At 67.7% G+C, this 19,136-nt stretch carries 19 protein-coding genes; 5 read left to right on the top strand and 14 right to left on the bottom strand.

Translation table 11 applies throughout. From position 1 onward, the window contains the following. Positions 1-148 (top strand): transposase (locus ACIBX3_RS54410; protein WP_397128688.1); only part of this gene is annotated, 148 nt, incomplete at its 5' end. A 108-nt stretch (positions 149-256) separates the two neighbouring features. Here the strand turns inward: ACIBX3_RS54410 and ACIBX3_RS54405 are convergent. Continuing rightward, positions 257-496 (bottom strand): hypothetical protein, encoded by a 240-nt coding sequence (locus ACIBX3_RS54405; RefSeq protein WP_397128680.1) that lies wholly within the window; start codon positions 494-496, stop codon positions 257-259. A gap of 50 nt (positions 497-546) precedes the next feature. Between ACIBX3_RS54405 and ACIBX3_RS54400 the strand changes: the two genes are divergently transcribed. From ACIBX3_RS54400 to ACIBX3_RS54390, 3 genes are all read left to right on the top strand, one after another. Then, complete coding sequence (locus tag ACIBX3_RS54400; protein ID WP_397128679.1) at positions 547-3,243, top strand: ATP-binding protein; 2,697 nt, start codon at positions 547-549, stop codon at positions 3,241-3,243. 185 nt (positions 3,244-3,428) lie between these two features. After that, positions 3,429-4,178 (top strand): SDR family NAD(P)-dependent oxidoreductase, encoded by a 750-nt coding sequence (locus ACIBX3_RS54395; protein ID WP_397128678.1) that lies wholly within the window; start codon positions 3,429-3,431, stop codon positions 4,176-4,178. A 133-nt stretch (positions 4,179-4,311) separates the two neighbouring features. Further along, positions 4,312-4,656 (top strand): DUF1801 domain-containing protein, encoded by a 345-nt coding sequence (locus ACIBX3_RS54390; protein WP_397128676.1) that lies wholly within the window; start codon positions 4,312-4,314, stop codon positions 4,654-4,656. Between the two features lie 1,163 nt (positions 4,657-5,819). Here ACIBX3_RS54390 and ACIBX3_RS54385 read toward each other — a convergent pair. The 3 genes from ACIBX3_RS54385 to ACIBX3_RS54375 form a co-directional block, all read right to left on the bottom strand. Continuing rightward, a complete protein-coding gene (locus ACIBX3_RS54385; protein WP_397128675.1) occupies positions 5,820-6,791 on the bottom strand; it encodes an ankyrin repeat domain-containing protein in 972 nt (323 codons plus the stop codon). 69 nt (positions 6,792-6,860) lie between these two features. Further along, positions 6,861-7,073 carry a NucA/NucB deoxyribonuclease domain-containing protein gene (locus ACIBX3_RS54380; RefSeq protein WP_397128687.1) on the bottom strand — a complete coding sequence of 71 codons (213 nt, stop codon included), beginning with the start codon at positions 7,071-7,073 and terminating at the stop codon, positions 6,861-6,863. Positions 7,074-7,257: 184 nt separating this feature from the next. After that, positions 7,258-7,584 (bottom strand): hypothetical protein, encoded by a 327-nt coding sequence (locus tag ACIBX3_RS54375; RefSeq protein WP_397128674.1) that lies wholly within the window; start codon positions 7,582-7,584, stop codon positions 7,258-7,260. 156 nt (positions 7,585-7,740) lie between these two features. Here ACIBX3_RS54375 and ACIBX3_RS54370 point away from each other — a divergent pair, with 156 nt between their 5' ends. Continuing rightward, positions 7,741-7,965: a hypothetical protein gene (locus tag ACIBX3_RS54370; RefSeq protein ID WP_397128673.1), complete on the top strand. Its 225-nt coding sequence runs from the start codon at positions 7,741-7,743 to the stop codon at positions 7,963-7,965. Positions 7,966-8,383: 418 nt separating this feature from the next. On the opposite strand, the gene ACIBX3_RS54365 is transcribed toward ACIBX3_RS54370, so the two are convergent. The 10 genes from ACIBX3_RS54365 to ACIBX3_RS54320 form a co-directional block, all read right to left on the bottom strand. Then, positions 8,384-8,932 carry a hypothetical protein gene (locus ACIBX3_RS54365; RefSeq protein ID WP_397128672.1) on the bottom strand — a complete coding sequence of 183 codons (549 nt, stop codon included), beginning with the start codon at positions 8,930-8,932 and terminating at the stop codon, positions 8,384-8,386. An 86-nt stretch (positions 8,933-9,018) separates the two neighbouring features. Continuing rightward, entirely contained in the window at positions 9,019-10,317 is a 1,299-nt protein-coding gene (locus tag ACIBX3_RS54360; protein ID WP_397128671.1) for an Nramp family divalent metal transporter, read from the bottom strand. Positions 10,318-10,345: 28 nt separating this feature from the next. Beyond that, complete coding sequence (gene groL / locus ACIBX3_RS54355) at positions 10,346-11,995, bottom strand: chaperonin GroEL (RefSeq protein WP_397128670.1); 1,650 nt, start codon at positions 11,993-11,995, stop codon at positions 10,346-10,348. A 41-nt stretch (positions 11,996-12,036) separates the two neighbouring features. Next, positions 12,037-13,062, bottom strand: a complete 1,026-nt coding sequence (locus tag ACIBX3_RS54350) for an NAD(P)-dependent alcohol dehydrogenase (protein ID WP_397128668.1) — start codon at positions 13,060-13,062, stop codon at positions 12,037-12,039. After that, on the bottom strand, positions 13,059-13,784 hold the full coding sequence (locus tag ACIBX3_RS54345) for an iron-sulfur cluster assembly protein (RefSeq protein WP_138713336.1): 726 nt from the start codon (positions 13,782-13,784) through the stop codon (positions 13,059-13,061). Before ACIBX3_RS54345 ends, ACIBX3_RS54350 begins: the two co-directional genes overlap by 4 nt. Further along, positions 13,781-14,809 (bottom strand): amidohydrolase family protein, encoded by a 1,029-nt coding sequence (locus tag ACIBX3_RS54340; RefSeq protein WP_397128666.1) that lies wholly within the window; start codon positions 14,807-14,809, stop codon positions 13,781-13,783. Before ACIBX3_RS54340 ends, ACIBX3_RS54345 begins: the two co-directional genes overlap by 4 nt. A 15-nt stretch (positions 14,810-14,824) precedes the next feature. Then, the gene (mimD, locus tag ACIBX3_RS54335; protein WP_206061129.1) at positions 14,825-15,175 is read right to left on the bottom strand and encodes a propane 2-monooxygenase effector subunit MimD; all 351 of its coding nucleotides are present in this window, start codon (positions 15,173-15,175) and stop codon (positions 14,825-14,827) included. Between the two features lies 1 nt (position 15,176). After that, complete coding sequence (locus tag ACIBX3_RS54330) at positions 15,177-16,292, bottom strand: aromatic/alkene monooxygenase hydroxylase subunit beta (RefSeq protein WP_397128665.1); 1,116 nt, start codon at positions 16,290-16,292, stop codon at positions 15,177-15,179. A 34-nt stretch (positions 16,293-16,326) separates the two neighbouring features. Next, positions 16,327-17,367, bottom strand: a complete 1,041-nt coding sequence (locus tag ACIBX3_RS54325; RefSeq protein WP_397128664.1) for an FAD-binding oxidoreductase — start codon at positions 17,365-17,367, stop codon at positions 16,327-16,329. A gap of 88 nt (positions 17,368-17,455) precedes the next feature. Then, entirely contained in the window at positions 17,456-19,099 is a 1,644-nt protein-coding gene (locus tag ACIBX3_RS54320) for a hypothetical protein (RefSeq protein WP_397128663.1), read from the bottom strand. Positions 19,100-19,136: the final 37 nt, after the last annotated feature.

Genomic DNA, 19,136 nt, shown 5'->3' with positions numbered 1-19,136 from the left:
GCTGCTGCGCAAGGAGTTTCCGGTCCACATCCGCCGGTATCTGTGGGGCGGCCATTTCTGGTCCCCCTCGTATTTCGCCGCGTCCTGCGGCGGGGCACCCTTGTCGATCATCAAGGAGTACATCGAGAACCAGAAGCGGCCAGGCTGAGCTACCCACAGAGACCGACTGGCAGAGCACCGCTCGGGCCTGGGGGCCCTCCCGCGCTGTCGTTTCCTCCCGGGCGTAAACAGTAAACGCCCGGGGTTCCACGCCAGATCACGCTGAAACCGCGGCGGGGCCGCCGGGCGTGTCGATGATCAGCCCCGTTTCTGTCTCCTCCAAGATGCGGTATTGGCCGTCGAGGCCTCGCGCTATGGAAAACCCGAAGTGGGCGAAGAGTAACGCGGTGATGACCATCAGTGCAATCGCGCACACCCAAAGGGGGTTCACGCTGGGCTGTGGGACTTCGCTGGGGGTGTCGGCGGGTTCGCTGGGGGTGTTGTCGGCTTCGGTCATGGGCAAATGATCACTACTGTGGCGGGTGGCGTGGGCGCTACTGTGCCGTCATGCTGATGGGACGCCGCCTTGAGCGCGGCCGTTTGGAGGCGCTGCTTGCGCAGGCCCGCGAAGGGCGGAGCGGGGCGTTGGTCGTGCGAGGTGAGGCGGGGGTCGGCAAGTCGGCCCTGCTCGAGGATCTGGCGTCGGTCGCGGACGGGATGGGGGTGTTACGGGGGGCCGGCATCGAGACCGAGGCCGAGTTACCGTTCAGTGGACTGCACCTGCTCTTGCGTCCGTTCGTGGACCGGCTGGACGTTTTGCCGGGCCAGCAGGCGGCCGCCATGCGGTCGGTGTTCGGTCTGGCTGAGGTTCCGGTGCGCGACCCGTTCCTCGTCGGCGCCGCGACGCTGACGCTGCTGTCGGATCTTGCCGCGCGGCGGCCGCTGGTGTGCCTGATCGACGATGCTCAATGGCTGGATCGGGCGTCCTCGGACGCGTTGTTGTTCGCAGCGCGCAGGCTTCATGAGGATCCGATCGTGATGGTATTCGCGGTACGGGACACCGCACAACCGTTCCTCACGCCGGGGATCGAGGTCATGCGGCTGGACGGGCTGGACCGTGACTCCGCCGTGGAACTGCTGGCGGAATGCGCGCCCGAGCTGACTGTTCCGGTGCGCGACAGGCTCCTGGACGAGGCGGGCGGCAACCCGCTGGCCCTGATCGAGCTCTCCCGCGTGTCGAGGGACGGCCTGGTTACGCCGGTCGGTCCGCTGAGGATCGCCGGACGCGTGCAGGACACCTTCCGGGCCCAGCTGGAGGAGTTTCCCGCGGCCACCCGCCTGCTCCTTCTGCTGGCGGCGGCCGACGGCACCTGCGAACTCGATGTGGTCCTGCGGGCAGGCGTCGCCCTCGGTGTGTCACTCGTCGATCTCGGTCCGGCTGAGGAGGCCCGTCTCGTCATCACGTCAGCCGACGAGATCAAGTTCCGTCATCCGCTGATCCGCTCGGCCGTGTATCAGAGCGCTCCTCATCATCAGCGCATCGCCGTACACGAAGCCCTGGCTGGTGCGCTGTCGCTCGTGGGGGACTCCGACCGCCGCACGTGGCATCGGGCCGCCGCGGCCACCGGCCCCGACGATGAAGTCGCCGGCGAGCTGGAACACACTGCCGAGCGAGCCCGACATCGCGGCGGGGCGGTGGCGGTCGCTTTGGCGTACGAGCGGGCCGCGCGGCTCAGCACCGGCCAGGAGGGCAAGGCACAACGCATGGTCCGCGCGGCCCGCTCGGCCTACGACGCCGGCCGCCCGGAATGGGCGACCCGGCTGGCGACCGAGGCCGCTGCGCTGACCGGCAGGGCCGCTGTTGTCGCCGAGGCCACCTACGTGCGTGCGCAGGTGGCCTACGAAAGCACCTCACCGGCCGCCGACGCAGCCCTGGCGTTGGAGGGCGCCATGCTGATCATCGGCAGCCATCCGGAGCGGGCGGTGTCCATGCTGACCGAGGCCGTGTGGGCGGCCCGTGACGCGTGCGCCCACGATCTCGTCAAAGAAGCCGTCGCCCAGTTGGAGACCGTCCGGCTGCCCTCGGACGCGGCGCTGACGCCCGTGGTGGCGGCCCTGATCGGGTACGGCAGGCACGCCGACGGCGATTTCGGCGCGGCGGTCGTGCCCATGCGCGCGCTGGTCGAGGCCGCCCGGACCGGAACCGTCCAGGACTTCGTTGAGCGGGTGATCGCCGGATTCATGGGGCTGCTGACCGCCGACGACGTGGCGGCGACGGACGTGCTTGAGTCGCTGGCGGCAGACGTCAGGGCGGACGGATCGCTCGGCTGGCTTCCGTACGTACTGGAGCCGCTGGCCATCGGCCGGCTGCTGCGGGGCGACTTCCGCGGCGCTCAGGCCGACCTCGCTCAGGGCATCTCGCTGGCGTCCGACATCGGCATGGACATGCAGGTGACCGTACTGAAGGCCATCGCGGCCTGGCTGGCCGCGGTCATCGGCGACGCCGCCGAGTGCCGTGCGTTGGCCGGCGAGGTGCGTGAACACGCTGCCCTGCACCCCACCAACGCGGCCCTCGCCTCGTGGGGCGTGGGCCTGCTCGATCTCGCCGAGGGACGTTTCGAGCAGGCGCTCGACGGGTTCGAGGAAGCATGCGGGGGCCCTGCCCGGCACGATCTGCTCATCAGGGCCGTACCGGATCACGTCGAAGCCGCCGTCCGCAGCGGACGCGCCGACCTGGCCCGACGACACCTGCCGGCCTTGGCGGCGTGGGCCGGGCACAATGACGTCGGCAAGGCTCTGGAGTTGCGCTGCCAGGCCCTGCTCGCCGACGGCGACCAGGCCGAACGTCACTACCGCGCCGCGCTGCGGCTCATCCCCGACCGGCCGTACGAACTCGCGCGGACCAGTCTCGCCTACGGCGGATGGCTGCGCCGCCAGCGCCGCCGCTCGGAGGCCCGCGCCGCTCTGGCGCAAGCAGAGGACACCTTCGCCAGGCTCGGCGCGGCACGCTGGGCCGAGCGTGCCCGCACCGAACTGACGGTCCTCGGCGACAGGCCCGTGGCCCATGCCCAGGCCGACGACCCGCTCCAGCGGCTGACCCCACAGGAACTCCAGGTCGTGCGACTGGCCGCAGCCGGGTATAGCAACAGGGAGATCGCGGCGCGCCTGTACCTCAGCCCGCGCACCGTGGGACATCACCTCTACCGGGCTTATCCGAAGATCGGCGTGACCCGCAGGATGGAGCTCGCCCAGCTCGAGCTGTGAGCCGTATCAGTCGACCTACTTACTCGTCACCATGGCCGGCACCCGCCGCGGACCGGCCTGCGGTACGCCGTTCCCGTCGCCGCCCGTCCTGATCAGCGGATCTGTCAGAGCAGTCGTAGGACCGATGCCCGCCCTGCCGTGCCGTCCCTAGATTCGAGCCATCGAACCGACGAACGGAGACGAACATGCTTCTGGAGAACAAAACCGCGGTGATCTATGGGGGCGGCGGCGCCATCGGCGGCGCGATGGCGCGGGGCTTCGCCGCCGAGGGAGCGCGAGTCTTCCTCGCCGGCCGCACTCCCGGCAAGCTCGACACCGTCGCCGCGGACATCCGCCGCCAGGGCGGCCTGGCCGAGACGGCGATCGTGGACGCCCTGGACGAGAGCGCCGTCAACGGCTGGGTCGACTCCATCGCGGCACAGACCGGCAGCATCGATGTCTCGGTCAACGTCATCTCCCAGGACGCGCTGTTCGTGCCGCTGCTCGACATGCCCGTCGCCGACTTCGGCCGCACGATGGACAAGGTGGCGCGCTCGTTTCTGCTGACCGCCCAGGCCGCCGCACGGCACATGGTCAAGCAGGGCTCGGGAGTCATCTTGCACTTCGGCGGCTCAGACCCGGCCAACTCCTCGCCCGGCCTGGGAACCGTACAGGTCGGCTGCGACCTGATCGAGGCCATGCGCCGCCAGTGGGCCTGCGAGCTCGGCCCGCACTCCGTACGCGTGGTCTCGATGCGTACCGGTGGGATCCCCGATTCCCTGCCCGACCTTCCCGAGACAGCGCCCTACAAGCAGAAGATGGTGGACGCGACGCTTCTCAAGCGAGCCGCGACCCTGGACGATGTCGGCCGAGTCGCCGCGTTCCTGGCGTCGGAACACGCCAGGAGCATCACCTCCACGCAGGTGAACATCTCCTGCGGAGCCCTCGTCGACTGATACAACAGGTGCCGGGGAGGCAAAGATCTTTACCCGCGAGCCGCTGCCGCGGGCTGGGACGAGCGTGAACGCGATGCCTCCCCAAGAGGGACCTGCGCAAAGCAACCTGCGGAAACGACATTTGGAGAACGGCATGAACGACGACGTCACCCAGTACATCAACAACACCGCGCCGTGGCAGATCGGTGTCTGCGAGAAGCTGCGCGCAATGGTCCACGAGACCGTTCCCACGGTCGAGGAACGGCTGCAATACGGCAAGCCGCACTTCCTCAAGAACGGCCACTTCGCGGCCGTCATAGCGGTCTCCCGGGACAAGGTGTCATTCATGGTGTTCAACGCCACGGACATCCCTGTGGTCAAGGGCTTCATCCGAGCACTGGGCAAAGGGGAACGCAAGGCCGTCGACATCGTAGAAGGGCAGGACGTCGACTACACGCGCCTGGCCGACATCCTGGAGAAGACCACCGTCGCTTTGTGAGCAGGCTGACTCGACCTCCACCTGATCCCGCTGCTCAGCTTGTCGTTTAAGTGCGTCACCTGGCTGCCTTGGGTGGTGAGCGTATGCCCCGGTTCCGTCGCGCAGAATGCCGGTCCAAGAGCAGCTGTGTGTGAGGATCCGGCCTAGTGCCGAGGAGCAGGTCGCCGTCTTGTTCCCTCACCTGACCGGCGTGTGCGTCGACGAGTGTCCCGGTCGGGAGCCACGGTGCAGATCCGTGCCAGGACCGGCACCGTGGAGGCCGCCTGCCCGGCATGTGGAACGCGTCGCAACGAGTGCACAGTCACTATGAACGGCGGCTGTCCGATACTGCCGGTGCTGCCGTTGTAGTTCGTGTTGCCTTCTTAGGTGGCGGTGCAGGTGGTGTCACCTGCCTCGGGTGGGGTGTCGGTGATGGTGAACGTGCCGTTCGCCGCCGTCGTCACGGCAGGGAGACGTCATCACGGCCCTCTCCGTCACCTCACCCAGGCGTCCGGGGAGGCCGTCGCCTTTCCTGGACATGCTCACGGTGACGTTGCGCACCAAGGACAGCAACAAGGACCTCATGATCGGGCAGCGTCCTCAGCCGCAGTGACGCTCAGAACCCGATCCATGGTCAGAACGAATGACGTCCAACACCCCCGGCGCCGGCTCCGGCCACGGCCTGGGTTGCATCGATACGGCTACCTCTATCCATCCCGCAGCCAAGACGAAGACGAGGGCTGCTCCCACACGCGTGATCAAGGACAGAAGCCGTCAGATCACGAACCAGCCAGCACCCACACGAGTTGACCAGCAGAGTCGTACAGGCAGGTCATGAGGCAGCATGTTCCACTGGCAGCCGGTGCGCTCTGGTACAGCATGGCGTTGACGATCTCCCGCATGTCGCATCTGCCCTGGTGGCCGCTGGCCGAGGGGTGCGCCGCCTTTCAGGCTGTGATGACCAGCTTGATCAAGGCCCACCGCTCATCGGATGAGTCGCTCGCGTTCGACTTGCGCTCACTCACGCCGCCATCCCAGCACACCCGCGCCCACTAGACAGGCATAACGCTACAGATCCACTCAACCACACTACGACATCGCGGGCATGAACTCGCGACTCGCTGTCGGGCAGCCGGCCGATGCCTGTGGCGATCGTGGGATCGTCGCGAGCTTGACCATCCGGCTCAGCGGTCTCGTTCCGGCAGCCGCAACCACAGATCCGGCGGGCCCACGACGGCCCGCGCGTCAGGCAGTCGCAGTCCCGCCATGGCGCACAAATATGCCACGGCCTCGCCCTGGTAGAGGTATTCGGCGAGAATCTCATCAGCCGTCAGGTGTCCACCGGCGTCGCCGCGGCCGGGATGTGTGTCGGACTCCTCGATCGCTCCATCGCGGCTCACAAGCCCTTGGTTGCCGCTCTTGGGATTGGCGAACAGGCTGTAGCAGACGGTTCCCTCGGACAGTGGCAAGGTCACTTCGGGGGTGGAGGGCACGTATCCCCAGGGTTGGATGACGACGCATCCGCCGGGGACGTCGGTGATTCCGACGATTCCCAGATGGGCATCGGGATCGGCCCAAGGATCAGCCAGGACCGCCTCGATGGCGGTGTCGTCGGCAGGCCGGGCGTCCAGCCGCCGCGCAGCCTCAGCCGCGGTGACATCCGCCACGCACGCCACACCCATGTAGTCGTCGACGTTCTCCAGCGCGGTGATCAGCCGTTGCGCCTCCGCGGCCGTCGCGGCCTCGTCGGGGGTCAGGCCGGGGTGCCCAGCGGGGATCGGGAACAGGCCGGGCGTCGGACCGGCGAGGGCGAGCCGCCCAGGAGACCATCCGGCCATCATGGGCCGCCATGGGTCCGCTCCGGCGGCGACCAGGGCGCGGGCGTTGTCCGGGCGGTGGGCGAACACAGCCGTCCACAGGGCGGTCCGGTCGTCGAACTCGGCGTCGACGTCGTCGACGCGACGGGCCACCTCGGCCACCGTCTCAGGAGTCCCCCATTCGGCCGCGAGGTGCAGCGGCTTCCCCTCGTAACTGCCGAAGGCGTAGACGCCCGAGTTGGGGTCGGCACCCGCTTCCAGCCTGACGCGGATCGCCTCGAGATCAGCCCATCCACGCCCATCGACACCAGACCATCCTGCCGGATCAGGATCAGTCATGACGCTCCTTCGGATCGGCATTTCATGGAGGGGGCGATTATCCCGTATCAGAACTGGCCGAGGTCAGGTTCAACTCCTGGTTCTCATCATGGACGGGTCTTCGTCGGCGAGCCTGGTCCTCGAATAGAAGATTCTGAGCCGAGTCCATCCGTGGTTCCTGTTCTGCAGGCCATTGATGGGCCTGACGGAACAGCCGTTTCCTGCTTTTCCTTCGTGCGTGCTGGAGAAAGGGAACTCATCACATTGCAGACCGGTCCGGGTGCAGTGCTGAACTCCTTTCAGACTAGGGTTCGACGCCGAGTGGTACAGGTCGCATTCGCCCTTCGTCCGATGGCCGTCGACTGCCTTTCCCAGTTGAACTTCTTCCGATTTTCATCAGCGTTCTTCTTGCCCAGGAGACGGGTCAGCGGATCTGATCCCGGGACGTCGGCGTCGCCCGGGATATTCCTGACCTGACGAACGTTGTTCACCAGGTTGTAGGGCCAGGTGTTCTTGTTGTCCTGCGGCAGTCCCCAGGCAGGTGTGGTACACCGGCCAACGGCGCGGGTGTGGTCGACGGGGTGCGTCCGCCCGGGTCCTTGGCGACCACCTCGCCGCTGCTGGTGGTCGACGGCTGATTGCCCCAACGCAGGGTTTGGGCGTTCCAAGCCGCGGTGACCTGCTGCGCCTTGATACCTGAGTTGGCATCGCCGCAACCGAAGGAAGCCGAATTCCACAGCTCCGGCTTCGCCTCAGTGATCGCCTTACCCGCCGGCGCCGAGGTGTCGGACATCAGCTTCGGCTTCGGCGCCATGCGCCTGCCCCCGGCTGGCCGGGGCGGACCGTCCCGCGCCTCTGCGGGGCACGAGCTTGATCTTTACTGCGCCGGTAGCCGTCGTGATCGTTCGGTTGAGGCCCGTTGTCTCATGGTGAGACGCGCGCCGTCCACGTGACGGGGTTGAATGCCTGTATGGAGTTGGTCACGCTCGCGGAAGCCGTGGCACGGCTGGGCGCGCTCGGCCTCGGTACTGCGATCTTGAACGTCATAGCGCTGCGGCTGGTCCGGGTCGACGAGGTACCCGGCTGGGTTCAGGTCCGGATCCGCTGGTGGAGCGCGCACAACCCGGCGTTCCTGGTGACCAGCGCGGCGGTCATGGTCGTCGGCCTGGTGACCCTCGCGGCGACCGCGCGCTGATTGCGGCGGTCGTGGCCGCGACCCCGGCGGCGTCAGTGTCAGCCGGGGGACGGGTGTCGAATCTGCCGGAGTATGGAGGCCGTACATCACGATCCGCCCGGCTGCCGACCCCGACGAGGGCAAGCCGGAGGTGAGCAACGCGACCGCGACGCTGGTGGCGTCCCGTCGCCGACTACTTGCCCCAATCCTGCGTGTGCGACCCTCGTCCGGGCGCTGGAGGCACAGCAGTTCGTCGTTCGTGCCGCTCGGTGTCGTCGCGGGAGGCGATCCGGGACGTGGGCAGCGCCGAATGCTGGAGACCTCGTGCGGCGTGACGTGGCGCCGCGGATGCCGCATACCGGCAGCGCGCCGTCTCCGCCGGCCGGCATCGGGACAGGGAACGCGTTCTCCCGTTCCTGGACGATGCCAGGTGGTCGGCTCAACCGGATGCGGCCTCACGGCGCCACGGCAGCACTACGCCCTGCCCGAGAACCGCGTCCCATGCCTGGAAGATCTGCATGACTCCGATGGCGGACTCGTCATCGAGCAGGTTGCGCGGCCCCGACGCGACGGCGAGGAGCGCATAGGAGAAAACCAGGCAGGTCTGTTTCTCTGGCGAGTTCTGGTGAGTCTCCAGCTCCCCCAATGCGGCCGGGATCACGCGTTTGGCGAGCCGGCTGATCCCGCCGATGCCACGGGTGGCGAAGTCGTGGGCTCCGCGCACAATCTGCGCACGCGCGGCGGTGATCTCCGGCGTCGGCGCAGGCACCTCCGACGGGGCGAACCGCGCCGAGTTGACGATCGCGCCGAACAGTGCGCTCACGACGCGGCTGCCGTGCTCGACGGTGTACGGGGGTTGCCTGGGTCCGGCTCCCATCAGGTACTCAGCGATGTCGTCGAGGAGGAGCGCCTCGACCGCGGGCATGGCATCGACGGTGAGCGCCGCGAGTCCGTCGAGACTCGCTTGCTGCCAAGACTTGCCGGTCATGGTGCTCCAATCTGGACTGTGCGGGGCCGCCCGCCGCGACTCGGCCGATTCGGTCACCGGACACGCATTCCTGTCATCAACCGGCACTAGCCGGTCAGTACGAGGTCGATGATCACGAATCCGTTGAGCGCCAACACGATCGTCGTGACGACGACGCCGAAGAAGGTGGTCCGCACGCGGTTGGCGAACGCACCCATGAGGTCACGGCGAGCCGTGAAAATCATCAGGGGAACGAGCGCGAACGGCAGGCCGAACGCGAGTGCGACCTGGCTGAACACGAGCGCCTCGGTGGGGTCGGTCACCAGCGCCAGGACGACCAGTGCGGGAACCGAGGACACGGCCCGGCGCAGCCACACGCTGCTGTTGCGCCGCAGGAATCCCTGCATGACCGCCTGACCGCTGTAGACCCCCGCGCACGCCGAGGCGAGCCCGGAAGCGAGCAGCGCCACCGCGAAGACCGCCGCGAACAGCGTCCCCGAGCGGTCGAGGAACGCCGCGTGCACCGAGACGAGCGAGTCGCCGGTGCCCGCGGGCAACGAGGTCGCCACCAGGAGCATCAGGAGGTTCACCACGCCGGCCACGCCCAACGCGATGACCACATCGCGGCGCAGGAACCGCAGGACGGCCTGGGTGCGCAGCGTGCCCTGCCGGTTCGGGGAGAGGCCGCCGATCAGCGAGGAGTGCAGAAACACCGCGTGCGGCATCACGGTGGCACCGATGATGCCGCACGCGAGCAGCGCGCTGCGGGAGTCCGGCAGGCTCGGCACCAGACCCGACACCGCGGCGACCGGATCCAGCGGTGAGTTCACCACCAGGTAGAGGAACGCGAGCGCCAGCACGAACAGCAGCCCGACGACGACGGCGGAGAAGCCCTCCCGGCCGCGCAGGCGCACCCGCAGGATGACCATGGTGGCCGCTGCCACGATGAGCCCCCCGTTGAACAGCGAGATGTCGAACAGCAGGTTCAACGCGACCGCGCCACCGACGAACTCGGCGAGGTCGGTCATGATCACCACAGCCTCGGCGACCAGCCACAGCCCCAACCGCACCGGCGTCGAGGTTTGGTCACGGCAGACCTCGGCGAGGCTGCGTCCGGTCGCCAGCCCGAGCTTGGCCGCCAGGTACTGGACGAACATGGCCATCAGACACGCGGAGACCACCGCCCAGATCAGCATGTAGCGGTAGTCGATGCCGGCGCTGACGTTGGTGGCGACATTGCCGGGATCCACGAACGCGACCGCGGCGACGAAGGCCGGGCCGATGAGCCCCAGGAACCGGCCGCGGGCGAGGAACCCGTGGCCGGTCTTCGGGTCGACACCGGGCTGCTCAGGAGCGGGCGGCGCGTAAGCGACGTGCGCGTCGGCGGGGGGCAGTGGGGGGTTCATGTCGACTCCTGACGGGTCCGGCCGAGCATCACGGGATGTTCGACGGCCGCACGAGACCTTCTGCGAGGTCACCGAATCCGGGTGCGTGGATCGCGCCAGGATTGCCCACGACCTCCTCGACGATCAGCGTCTCGGTGGTCAGCAGCAGCGCGGCGATGGAGGCGGCGCTCTGCAGGGCGGAGCGGGTCACCTTCAACGGGTCGATGATGCCGAAGTCGAACATGTCCCCGAACTCGCCGGTGACGGCGTTGAACCCGTGCCCCGTCGGCAGGTTCTTGACGGCGTCGACGATCTCGTCCCCGTGGTAGCCCGCGTTGATGGCGATCCAGCGCAGCGGTTCCGCGAGGGCGTCGCGCACGATCCGGGCGCCCAACCCCTTCTCGCCCGGCAGTTCCAGCGCGTCGATCGCGCCGCCCGCCTGCACCAGCGCGGAGCCGCCGCCCGCCACGACGCCCTCTTCGATCGCCGCCCTGGTCGCCGACAGTGAGTCCTCGACCCGGTGCTGCTTCTCGGTGAGCTCGACGCCGGTGGCCGCGCCGACGTGGATGACCGCGACGCTGCCGGACAGCCGGGCGATCCGGGCCTGCAGAGCGTCCCTGTCGTGGTCGTTGGCGGCCCGCTCGAACTCCGTCTTGAGCTGCTCGATGCGCGCGGAGACCTCGCGGTCCGGGCCGGCGCCGCCGACGAGCGTGGTCGTGCTGTCGGTGACGGTCACCCTGCGGACCTGGCCCAGCTGGTCGAGTCGCACGGTGTCCAGGGCGAGGCCGGCGTCGGAGGTGATCACCTGGCCGCCCATCCAGATCGCCAGGTCGCTCAGCTCGGCGACGCGCCGATGGCCGAAACCGGGCGCGCGCACGACGACCGAGCGGAACGTGTTGTGAACGTTGTTGGCCACCAGCATGCCCAGCGCCGGGCCTTCGACGTTCTGGGCGAAGATCAGCAGCTGGCGACCGGACCTGGTGACCTGCTCCAGGACCGGCATCAGCTCCTGGACCTTGGTGATCTTCTCCGACGTGAGGAGCACGTAGGGGTTGTCGAAGACCGCTTCCATACGTTCGCGGTCGGTCACCATGTAGGGCGAGATGTAGCCGTTGTCGATCTCGACGCCGTCGACGTAGGTGACGTCGAGCCCGAACGTCGGCGACTCCTCGACGGTGACGACACCGCGGCGGCCGACCCTGCCGATCGCCGACGCGATCGCCTCGCCGATCTCGCGGTCGTTGTTGGCCGACAACATCGCCACGCTCGCCAGATCGGACGGGCCGCTTACTTCACTGGCCTCGCCGGCCAACCGGTCGAGCACGGCTTCGACGGCGGCCTCGATGCCGACCTTGAGCAGCATCGGGTTGGCGCCCTCGCCCACCGCCCGCAGGCCCTCGCGGACCATGGCCTGCGCCAGCACGGTCGCGGTGGTGGTGCCGTCGCCCGCCACACCATTGGTCTTGGTGGCCACCTCCTTGACGAGCTGTGCGCCCATGTTGGCGAACGGGTTGCGCAGCTGGATCTCCCGCGCGATGGTGACGCCGTCGTTGGTGATCGTGGGCGCGCCGACCAGCTTCTCGATGACGGCGTTGCGCCCCTTGGGACCGAGGGTGACCTTGACCGCGTCGGCGAGCGCGTTCACGCCGGTCTCCAGCAGTTGCCGCGCCTCGACGTTGAACCGCAGATCCTTGGCCATGACGTCCTTCTTCCGGGGTGTGTGGTGGTGGCTGCGGGGATCTAGGGCACGAGGATCGCCCGGCCGCGGACCTCGCCGCGGTCGAGGTCGTCCAGGGCCTTGGCGAAGTCGGACAGGGCGTACGTGGAGGTGTGCAGGGTGACTTTGCCTTGGGCGGCCAGGGCCATCAGCTCGGCGAGGTCGTTGTAGGAGCCGACCAGGTTGCCGATGAAGTTGATCTCGGTGGAGATGATGTCGATCGTCGGCACATTGAGGGAGCCGCCGTAGCCGATGACGTAGTAGCTGCCGTTGCGGCGCAGGCTCGCGACACCGTCCTCGATCGCGCCGCCCTCGCCGACGAAGTCGATGACCGCCTCGGCGCCGTTTCCACCGGTCAGCTCCCGGACGGCTTCGATCTGGTTGCCGTCGGCGAGCACGGTGTGGTCGGCGCCGAGCTGCTTGGCCAGTGCCAAGGCGTCGGCGTTGCGGTCGACCACGATCATCTCCGCCGAGGACAACGCGCGCAGCACCTGGACGCCGATGTGGCCGAGCCCGCCCGCGCCGATGACCAGCGCCTTGTCACCGGGGCGCAGGACGCGGGCCGCCTTGGCCACCGCGTGGTAGGCGGTGAGCCCGGCGTCGGCGAGCGCTGCCACGTCGGCCGGCTCGAGCGAGTCGTCGAGCCGGATCGCCGACCGTGCCGTCGTCTTCAGGTACTCCGCGTACCCGCCGTCCGTGTCGATGCCGGGGAACGAGGAGTTGACGCAGTGCACGTCGTCGCCGAAGCGGCAGGCCCGGCACAGCCCGCAGGTCACCAGCGGGTGCAGGATCACCGCGTCGCCGACGGCCACGTTGGTCACGGCGCTGCCGACCGCCTGCACCCAGCCCGCGTTCTCGTGGCCGATCGTGTACGGCAGATCCACATGGGACTTCTTCGCCCACTGGCCCTCGATGATGTGCAGGTCGGTTCTGCAGACACCGGCCCCGCCGATCCGGACGATCACGTCCAGCGGCGAGTGGATCTCCGGATCGGCGACGTGGACCAACTCCGGCGCCGCGTGGTACTTCCCGAGCTGGACGGCCTTCATGCCGATGCCTCTTGTTCCGGGTGACGGGGTCGCTGGTCGGCGGCCGCGTGCGGGTAGCGGGTGGTGAGCAGGCCGCGGCAGAAGTGCGCGTTGCCTTCGATGCTCACGCGGACGGTGCGGGCGAACCGGAGCCGGAGCGGGATCTGCTCCGCCGGCACCGGTTCGCCACCTTCGTCGACGAACACCGGCGAGTCGGCTGCCACCGGCAGGCCGATGTCGGCGCGTCGACGCAGCAGGCTGGCGCGTTCGGGGCTGTCCGGCAGATCTCCCAGGTGCGCCTGGGACAACCCCTCGACCGTCCAGCCGTCCTTGATGAGCCGTCGGCAGGCGCGTTCCAGGCACGCGGTGTGCGCCTTGCGCTGGAAGTTGCGCCGCAGGTCGTGCAGTTCGGCCACGGCCTCCCCGGGGAACGAGCCGACGAAGCCCGACCCGGCCGCGACGCCTGCGTTGATCTCGGCGGCGGCGAAGTGCTCCTCCAGCACGACGGACACGTGGTCGACGCCCTCGACGGCCATCGCGGCGTCGTAGGCGTCCGCCACCATGAGGTAGGCGAAGTTCGGCGCGCAGAAGTACGTCGGCAGCCGGAGCCGCACTTCCGCGCGGCCGCCCACGACGGTGGTCTCCGTGACGAATCCGAGGTCGACGATCGACTCGTCCAGCTCCGGATCCCGAACGGTGCTCAACGCGGTGACCACCGCACCGCGCGGGTCCTGGGCGATCACGCCGACGCACCCACCGCGACCTCGGCCGCGGGCTCCACCGGGATCTTCGACGCGAGCCCTTCCGGTACAGCCAGATCGTAGAGCCGGGCGGCGGTGAGGCCGAGGATCTTCCGCTTGACATCGGTCGTGAGCGGCGCGTACTCGTCCAGGTCCGCCGGGATCTGGAAGTCCACGAACTTCTCGATCAGCCACTTCGGCGTCCAGAGCGCGTAGTCGCTGGAGAACATGATCCGGTCCTCCCCGATCCAGTAGAGGAGCTCGCCGATGATCTGGGCGAAGTAGCGCGGCCTGGTGTGGATGAACGGCATCGCGACGGCCAGTCCGCCGTAGACGTTGGGCTCCTGAGTGGCGATCCAGCAGAAGTCCTCCAGGCGCGGCAGTCCGACGTGCTCCACGATGAAGTTGAGGCCGGTGAAGTCCGTCGCCACGGCGTCGATGTCGGCGACGTCGAAGGAGTCCCGGTCGAGCGGGCGGATCGTCGGTCCCTTGTGCACGTGGATGTTGGTGATGCCCAGCTCCTGGCAGGCTTCCAGGTACCGGTACGACCACGGGTCGGTGAGCTTGTAGCCGCGGGAGTCGCCGTGCCACTCGGCGGTGTAGAGCTTGACTCCCTTGAGCCCGAACCGTTCGGCGTCCGCGCGCAGACGGTCGAGCCCGGCCTGCTCGTTGCGCGGGTCGAAGTTGTGGTTGTACGTGAGCTTGCCGGGATGCCGCTGGGTCAGCGCCCACGCCTCCTCGGTCTGCCCGAACCCGTTGCGGTAGAAGTCGCCCAGGTAGGCCGGCTGGAAGATCGCGTGGTCGACGTAGCCGTCGGTGAAGAGGTCCTTCATCAGGCGTTCACCGCCGTAGTAGGTGTACTCGTCGTACGGCCACACGGCGTCTTCGGGGCTCAGGTTCTTGTGGTAGTCGTAGAAGCAGTCGATGAACTGCTTGCCGTGGATGTTGCGGCAGTTCTGCTCGCGGCCGTCCCACAGGGCGATGTGCGAATCGACGATGAAGTAGTCCTCGCCGTCCTTGGTGTACATCTGTTCGGATCTCCTCTACTCCACGGGCGTGAGATCGAAGCCGATGTACTCGGCGGCGTCCTCGGGATTGGCGAACATGATCGTCTTGTCGTCGAGGTGGACCATGCGGCCGTAGTGGGTCGACATGATCTCCTCGAAGTCCGACCCGTCGAACTCCGTGCCCAGGGCCTCGGAGATCTCCTGGTAGTCGAAGACGATCTTGTTTTGACCGTCCACGCGGATCATCGACGGGTACTCGGAGATCACGATGCCGTCCTTGGCGCCCATGACCTCCGCGACGACGTAGCCGTTCTGGTTGTTCATGAGCGTGACGCCGCACATGTTGGACGACGTCCGGTTGACGTCGAAACTCGCAGAAGAGGTCACTTCACTGCTCCTTCGCCGCGATGAGGCCGAGGTCGGTGATCAGGGTCTGGAAATCGGCGGTCGCGGCGGAGTACGAGTCCGCGAAGGTGACCACCCGGTCCGCAGGCTGCGACCAGATGGGCTGCAGCTCGTACGCGGCGCGCCGGCTGACCGGCACCCACTTGTCGAGCCAGCCCTGCATGACGGACCTGTTCTGCTCGCCGTGCTCGGCGTCGCCGGCCAGCAGCGAGAACAGCGCGCGGGTGTAGCGCAGGTCGCGGGTGTAGTCGTTCTCGCCCGCGCCGATCAGCGTCGGGGTGATGTAGTCGCCGTTGCGCGCCGCGATCTGCATGACGAGGTCGCTGCGGAACAGCACACCCACGAGCGGCTCGAACACGACGTTGGTCGCGAACACCGCCTCGGCCCAGTCCTCGACCGCGGTCAGGAGTTCCACGTTCTCCCGAACCCCTTGCCACGACGGGTTGTCCTTCCACGTGGCGCGGTGCGCGCCGCCGTCGAAGGCCTCGAGGGACTGGCTCAGATCCAGGTTGTACAGCGCGATGTCCTGCGCGAAGCGCAGCCGGTGGACGCTGTTCACGGCGATCGCGTTGTTGATCATGTTGGTCGGCGCGGACCGCTGCGCGGACACGAAGACGTGCATGCCCAGGCCCTGCTCGGCGTGCATCCAGGCGCCGACGTTCTCGGCGACGAACCGGGTCCAGGTCGGCGACCAGTGCGCGTAGGCGCCGGCCTCCTTGGCGTTCTGGAGGTTGAGTTCGATCTGCCGCACCACGTTGGCGTTGTTGCGGTAGATCGTCTGCTCCCACTCCTCGTTCGGGTCGAGGAAGGCGTGCCAGTTGCCGCTCTTGAGCGCGGTCCAGTCGAGCGGGTAGCCGCCTTCGCCGTCCGCGAACCCGTAGATCCAGCCCTGGGTGAGGTGCCGCTCCGGATCCGGCTGGACGTCGGTGGTGACGTCCTCGTAAACGGTGGCGCGCATCTTCTTCGGTTTGAAGTAGTTGTAGGACCTGCTGTTGGAGCTCGGGAAGTCCAGCATCCCCGCCTCTGCGCCGGTGAACTCGGGCTTCGGGAAGCTGACGGGAGCCTGGTGCTGCTTCTTCTCCTTGGCTGGCGTGCTCATGAACAGCCTTCTTTCCTGGTGGTGCGGCGGGCGGTCAGTCGTTGCCGGATTCGGCGGTGATGGTGAACTTGTCGAAGTGGATCTGCTCCCGCGGGACGCCCACCTCGCTCAGCAGTCCCAGTGCGGCGTCGATCATCGGGGGCGGCCCGCACAGGTAGACGTCGCAGGACGGCAGCGAGTCCTCGTGCCGGCCGACGACGTCGTGGACGAAGCCGGTGGTGGCCTCGTTCCAGTCCTCGGGCCAGGACTCCGACAGGCACGGCACGAACGTCAGTTGCGGCAACCGTTCCCGCAGTTCCGCGATGTCCTCGAGCGAGATCAGGTCCGCTTCGGTGCGCGCCCCGTAGTAGAAGACGACCTCGCGCTCGTTTCGGCTCTCGGCCATCTGCCGCAACAGGGCCAGCATCGGCGCCATCCCGGCGCCACCGGCCGCGAACACGAGCCTGCGTTCCGAGGAGGCCTTGAGGGTGAACGTCCCGTACGGGCCGGTCACGTCGAGCTTGTCGCCGACGTCCAGATGCCCTTCCAGGAGACCGGAGAAGTGACCGCCGGGGTAGCGCTTGATGATGAACTCGAGCGTCCCGTCCGGGGACGCCGGCGCGGCCATCGAGAACGACCGGTGCTCGTCGTGGTCCGGGATCCGGATGTCGACGTACTGGCCGGGGTAGAAGCGCAGCTCCCCCTCCACGATCCGCAGCACCAGCCGGGTGATGTCGCGGCTCAGGTCGGTCATCGACACGATCTCGGCGCTCACCGTCACCACCGGCAGCCCGGAGTGGATCATCTCCTCGTCGAAGTTGATCAGCTCGATCTGCAGGTCGGAGTAGGCGTGCGACCGGCAGAGCAGGACATATCCCTCGTCGCTCTCGTAGTCGGCGAGCGCGAACGTCGAGTAGCGGTCCATCTGGACGTCGCCGTCGAGCAGGAACGACTTGCACGCCGAACACTGGCCTTCTTTACACCCGTGCATGAGCATCACGCCCTGCCGGAACGCCGCGTCGAGAACGGTCTCGTCCTCGGACACCTCGATCTCGATGCCCACGGGCTCGAAACGCACCTTGTGCTGATCGTTCATCGCCTTGCCGCCCTTTCGACGTGGGTTCGGGACCCGTGCAGCGCGAGTGGGTGATGTGTATTGCCCACTCGCTCTGGCACGGCGTCGGTCACACGCCCGACGGCGTCCGGTTCGGGTTGGCCCGGTAGGAGGCGGCCCACGCCTCGCGCTCGGCGTCGGTCATCTCGTTGAGGGTCACATTCGGGCTGCCGAACGGGATGCCGCGCATGTCGTCGAGCGTCCACAGCTTCTTGGGGTCGCTGAGGTCGAGGTGCGGTTGCGGGATGAGGGTCTTGCCGTCGTCCCGGACGTAACCGAGGTCGGAGATGATGTCGGCGAGGTCCTGGCCGTGGTACAGCGTTTCCCACTCCCGCGTGCCGGTGAGCCGCCCCATGTTCGGGGTGTCCCTGCCCTCGTACTCGGGCCGGAACGCCACCGCGTCGGTCCAGTGGCAGGTCTCCGAGCAGTAGGTGCGCCACTGGCCGTCGACCTTCTCGACGACCATGTCCTCGCGGATCAGCGCGGGCACCATGCACGTCCAGCAGCGGTGCGGGTACTCGTAGCCGACGTTCTCGAAGGCGATCGGCTTGTTCTTGCCGGGGTAGGCGAGCCGGTTGTAGGCCTCCCACCAGTTGCCGAACTGGTCGTACCAGCCGGGGTACTTGTGCTCGAACCACTCGAAGTCCGCGTCGGTCATGGCGTCGATCCGCCAGTAGTTGACCGGCCACCCGGTCGCGAAGAACTGCGCGACGCGGTGCACGTAGTGCTGGTTGTAGATCCGGTCCCACGCCTTCTCGACCAGGTCGTGCGGGATGACCAGGCCGTACTTCTCCAGCGGGATCAGGTAACTGCGGTAGTAGTCGTCGTAGATCCACCGCCGCCACATCTCGGCGTAGGAGTCCCGGCCCTTGCGGCGGTCCTTGGTGCCGTACTCGATGAACGTGCCGATCGCCGCGTCCACGACGCAGTGGTTGTTCCACCAGGCGTAGCGCAGGTCCCGTTCCAGCAGCTGGCGGTTGTCCTCGTCCGCCAGCGCCATCAGCAGGATCGAGTAGCCGTTGCTGATGTGCCGCGACTCGTCGGACTGCACCGAGTGGAACACCGTCGGGAGCAGGTAGTCGCCGTTGGCGGCTGCCTCGGACGGCATCGCCACGAACAGCGTGTTGGTGAACGCGGTCTCCGCGACCAGCGTCAGGTACACGTTCGCCGCGGTGATGGCGTCGCCGGTGATGAAGCCCTCGCCGAACTGGCGGCCGATGGTGCCGCAGTAGCTGTTGGCGAACGCCTTCTCGGTGATGTCGAACCCGGCCGGGTCGATGTAGTGGTTCATGTACAGGCGCTTGAGGTTCATCTGGATCGTCGAGTGCCGGACCTCGTCGATCATCTGCACCGCGAGGCCGTTGTGGATCTGCGGGTTGGGCACGGCGTCGATCGCCAGCGGCATCGCCCGCGCCGCCGAGATCTCCGGGAACGGGATGATGGACAGGAACAGCTTCTGCCACTCCATCCAGCGCTCCTGGACCTGCCGGAACATGTTCCCGCGAATCGCGCCGTCCATCGCGCCGAATACCCGGTTGTCCTTCTCCTCCTCCATCGGGAAGTAGGAGCGCAGGATCTGCTTCAGCGGGTCCTTCTTCGGCGACTTGTCGAACTTGTAGTCGGTGCCGAACTTCTTCGCCGGGGTGGCGAACGTCGGTTCCCACGACAATTCCGTGATCTTCTCGTGCGCCTTGCTCAGACTCTGTCTGCTCACTGCGTGGTCCTCTCTCGACACGGGATTCGGCGCCGCC

The sequence above is a fragment of the Nonomuraea sp. NPDC049480 genome, from assembly GCF_044465905.1.
Lineage (GTDB): Bacteria > Actinomycetota > Actinomycetes > Streptosporangiales > Streptosporangiaceae > Nonomuraea.
Note: the sequence above shows the minus strand (reverse complement) of the source record. Positions and strands in the feature narration are given on the sequence as shown.

Excerpts from the sequence above, each read along its gene's own strand:
- groL (WP_397128670.1), bottom strand. The coding sequence starts at position 11,995 with ATGGCCAAGGATCTGCGGTTCAACGTCGAGGCGCGGCAACTGCTGGAG.
- ACIBX3_RS54340 (WP_397128666.1), bottom strand. The coding sequence starts at position 14,809 with ATGTACACCAAGGACGGCGAGGACTACTTCATCGTCGATTCGCACATC.
- ACIBX3_RS54395 (WP_397128678.1), top strand. The coding sequence starts at position 3,429 with ATGCTTCTGGAGAACAAAACCGCGGTGATCTATGGGGGCGGCGGCGCC.
- ACIBX3_RS54360 (WP_397128671.1), bottom strand. The coding sequence starts at position 10,317 with ATGAACCCCCCACTGCCCCCCGCCGACGCGCACGTCGCTTACGCGCCG.
- ACIBX3_RS54375 (WP_397128674.1), bottom strand. The coding sequence starts at position 7,584 with ATGGCGCCGAAGCCGAAGCTGATGTCCGACACCTCGGCGCCGGCGGGT.
- ACIBX3_RS54405 (WP_397128680.1), bottom strand. The coding sequence starts at position 496 with ATGACCGAAGCCGACAACACCCCCAGCGAACCCGCCGACACCCCCAGC.
- ACIBX3_RS54370 (WP_397128673.1), top strand. The coding sequence starts at position 7,741 with ATGGAGTTGGTCACGCTCGCGGAAGCCGTGGCACGGCTGGGCGCGCTC.
- ACIBX3_RS54365 (WP_397128672.1), bottom strand. The coding sequence starts at position 8,932 with ATGACCGGCAAGTCTTGGCAGCAAGCGAGTCTCGACGGACTCGCGGCG.
- ACIBX3_RS54390 (WP_397128676.1), top strand. The coding sequence starts at position 4,312 with ATGAACGACGACGTCACCCAGTACATCAACAACACCGCGCCGTGGCAG.
- ACIBX3_RS54385 (WP_397128675.1), bottom strand. The coding sequence starts at position 6,791 with ATGACTGATCCTGATCCGGCAGGATGGTCTGGTGTCGATGGGCGTGGA.
- ACIBX3_RS54330 (WP_397128665.1), bottom strand. The coding sequence starts at position 16,292 with ATGAGCACGCCAGCCAAGGAGAAGAAGCAGCACCAGGCTCCCGTCAGC.
- ACIBX3_RS54325 (WP_397128664.1), bottom strand. The coding sequence starts at position 17,367 with ATGAACGATCAGCACAAGGTGCGTTTCGAGCCCGTGGGCATCGAGATC.
- ACIBX3_RS54350 (WP_397128668.1), bottom strand. The coding sequence starts at position 13,062 with ATGAAGGCCGTCCAGCTCGGGAAGTACCACGCGGCGCCGGAGTTGGTC.
- ACIBX3_RS54400 (WP_397128679.1), top strand. The coding sequence starts at position 547 with ATGCTGATGGGACGCCGCCTTGAGCGCGGCCGTTTGGAGGCGCTGCTT.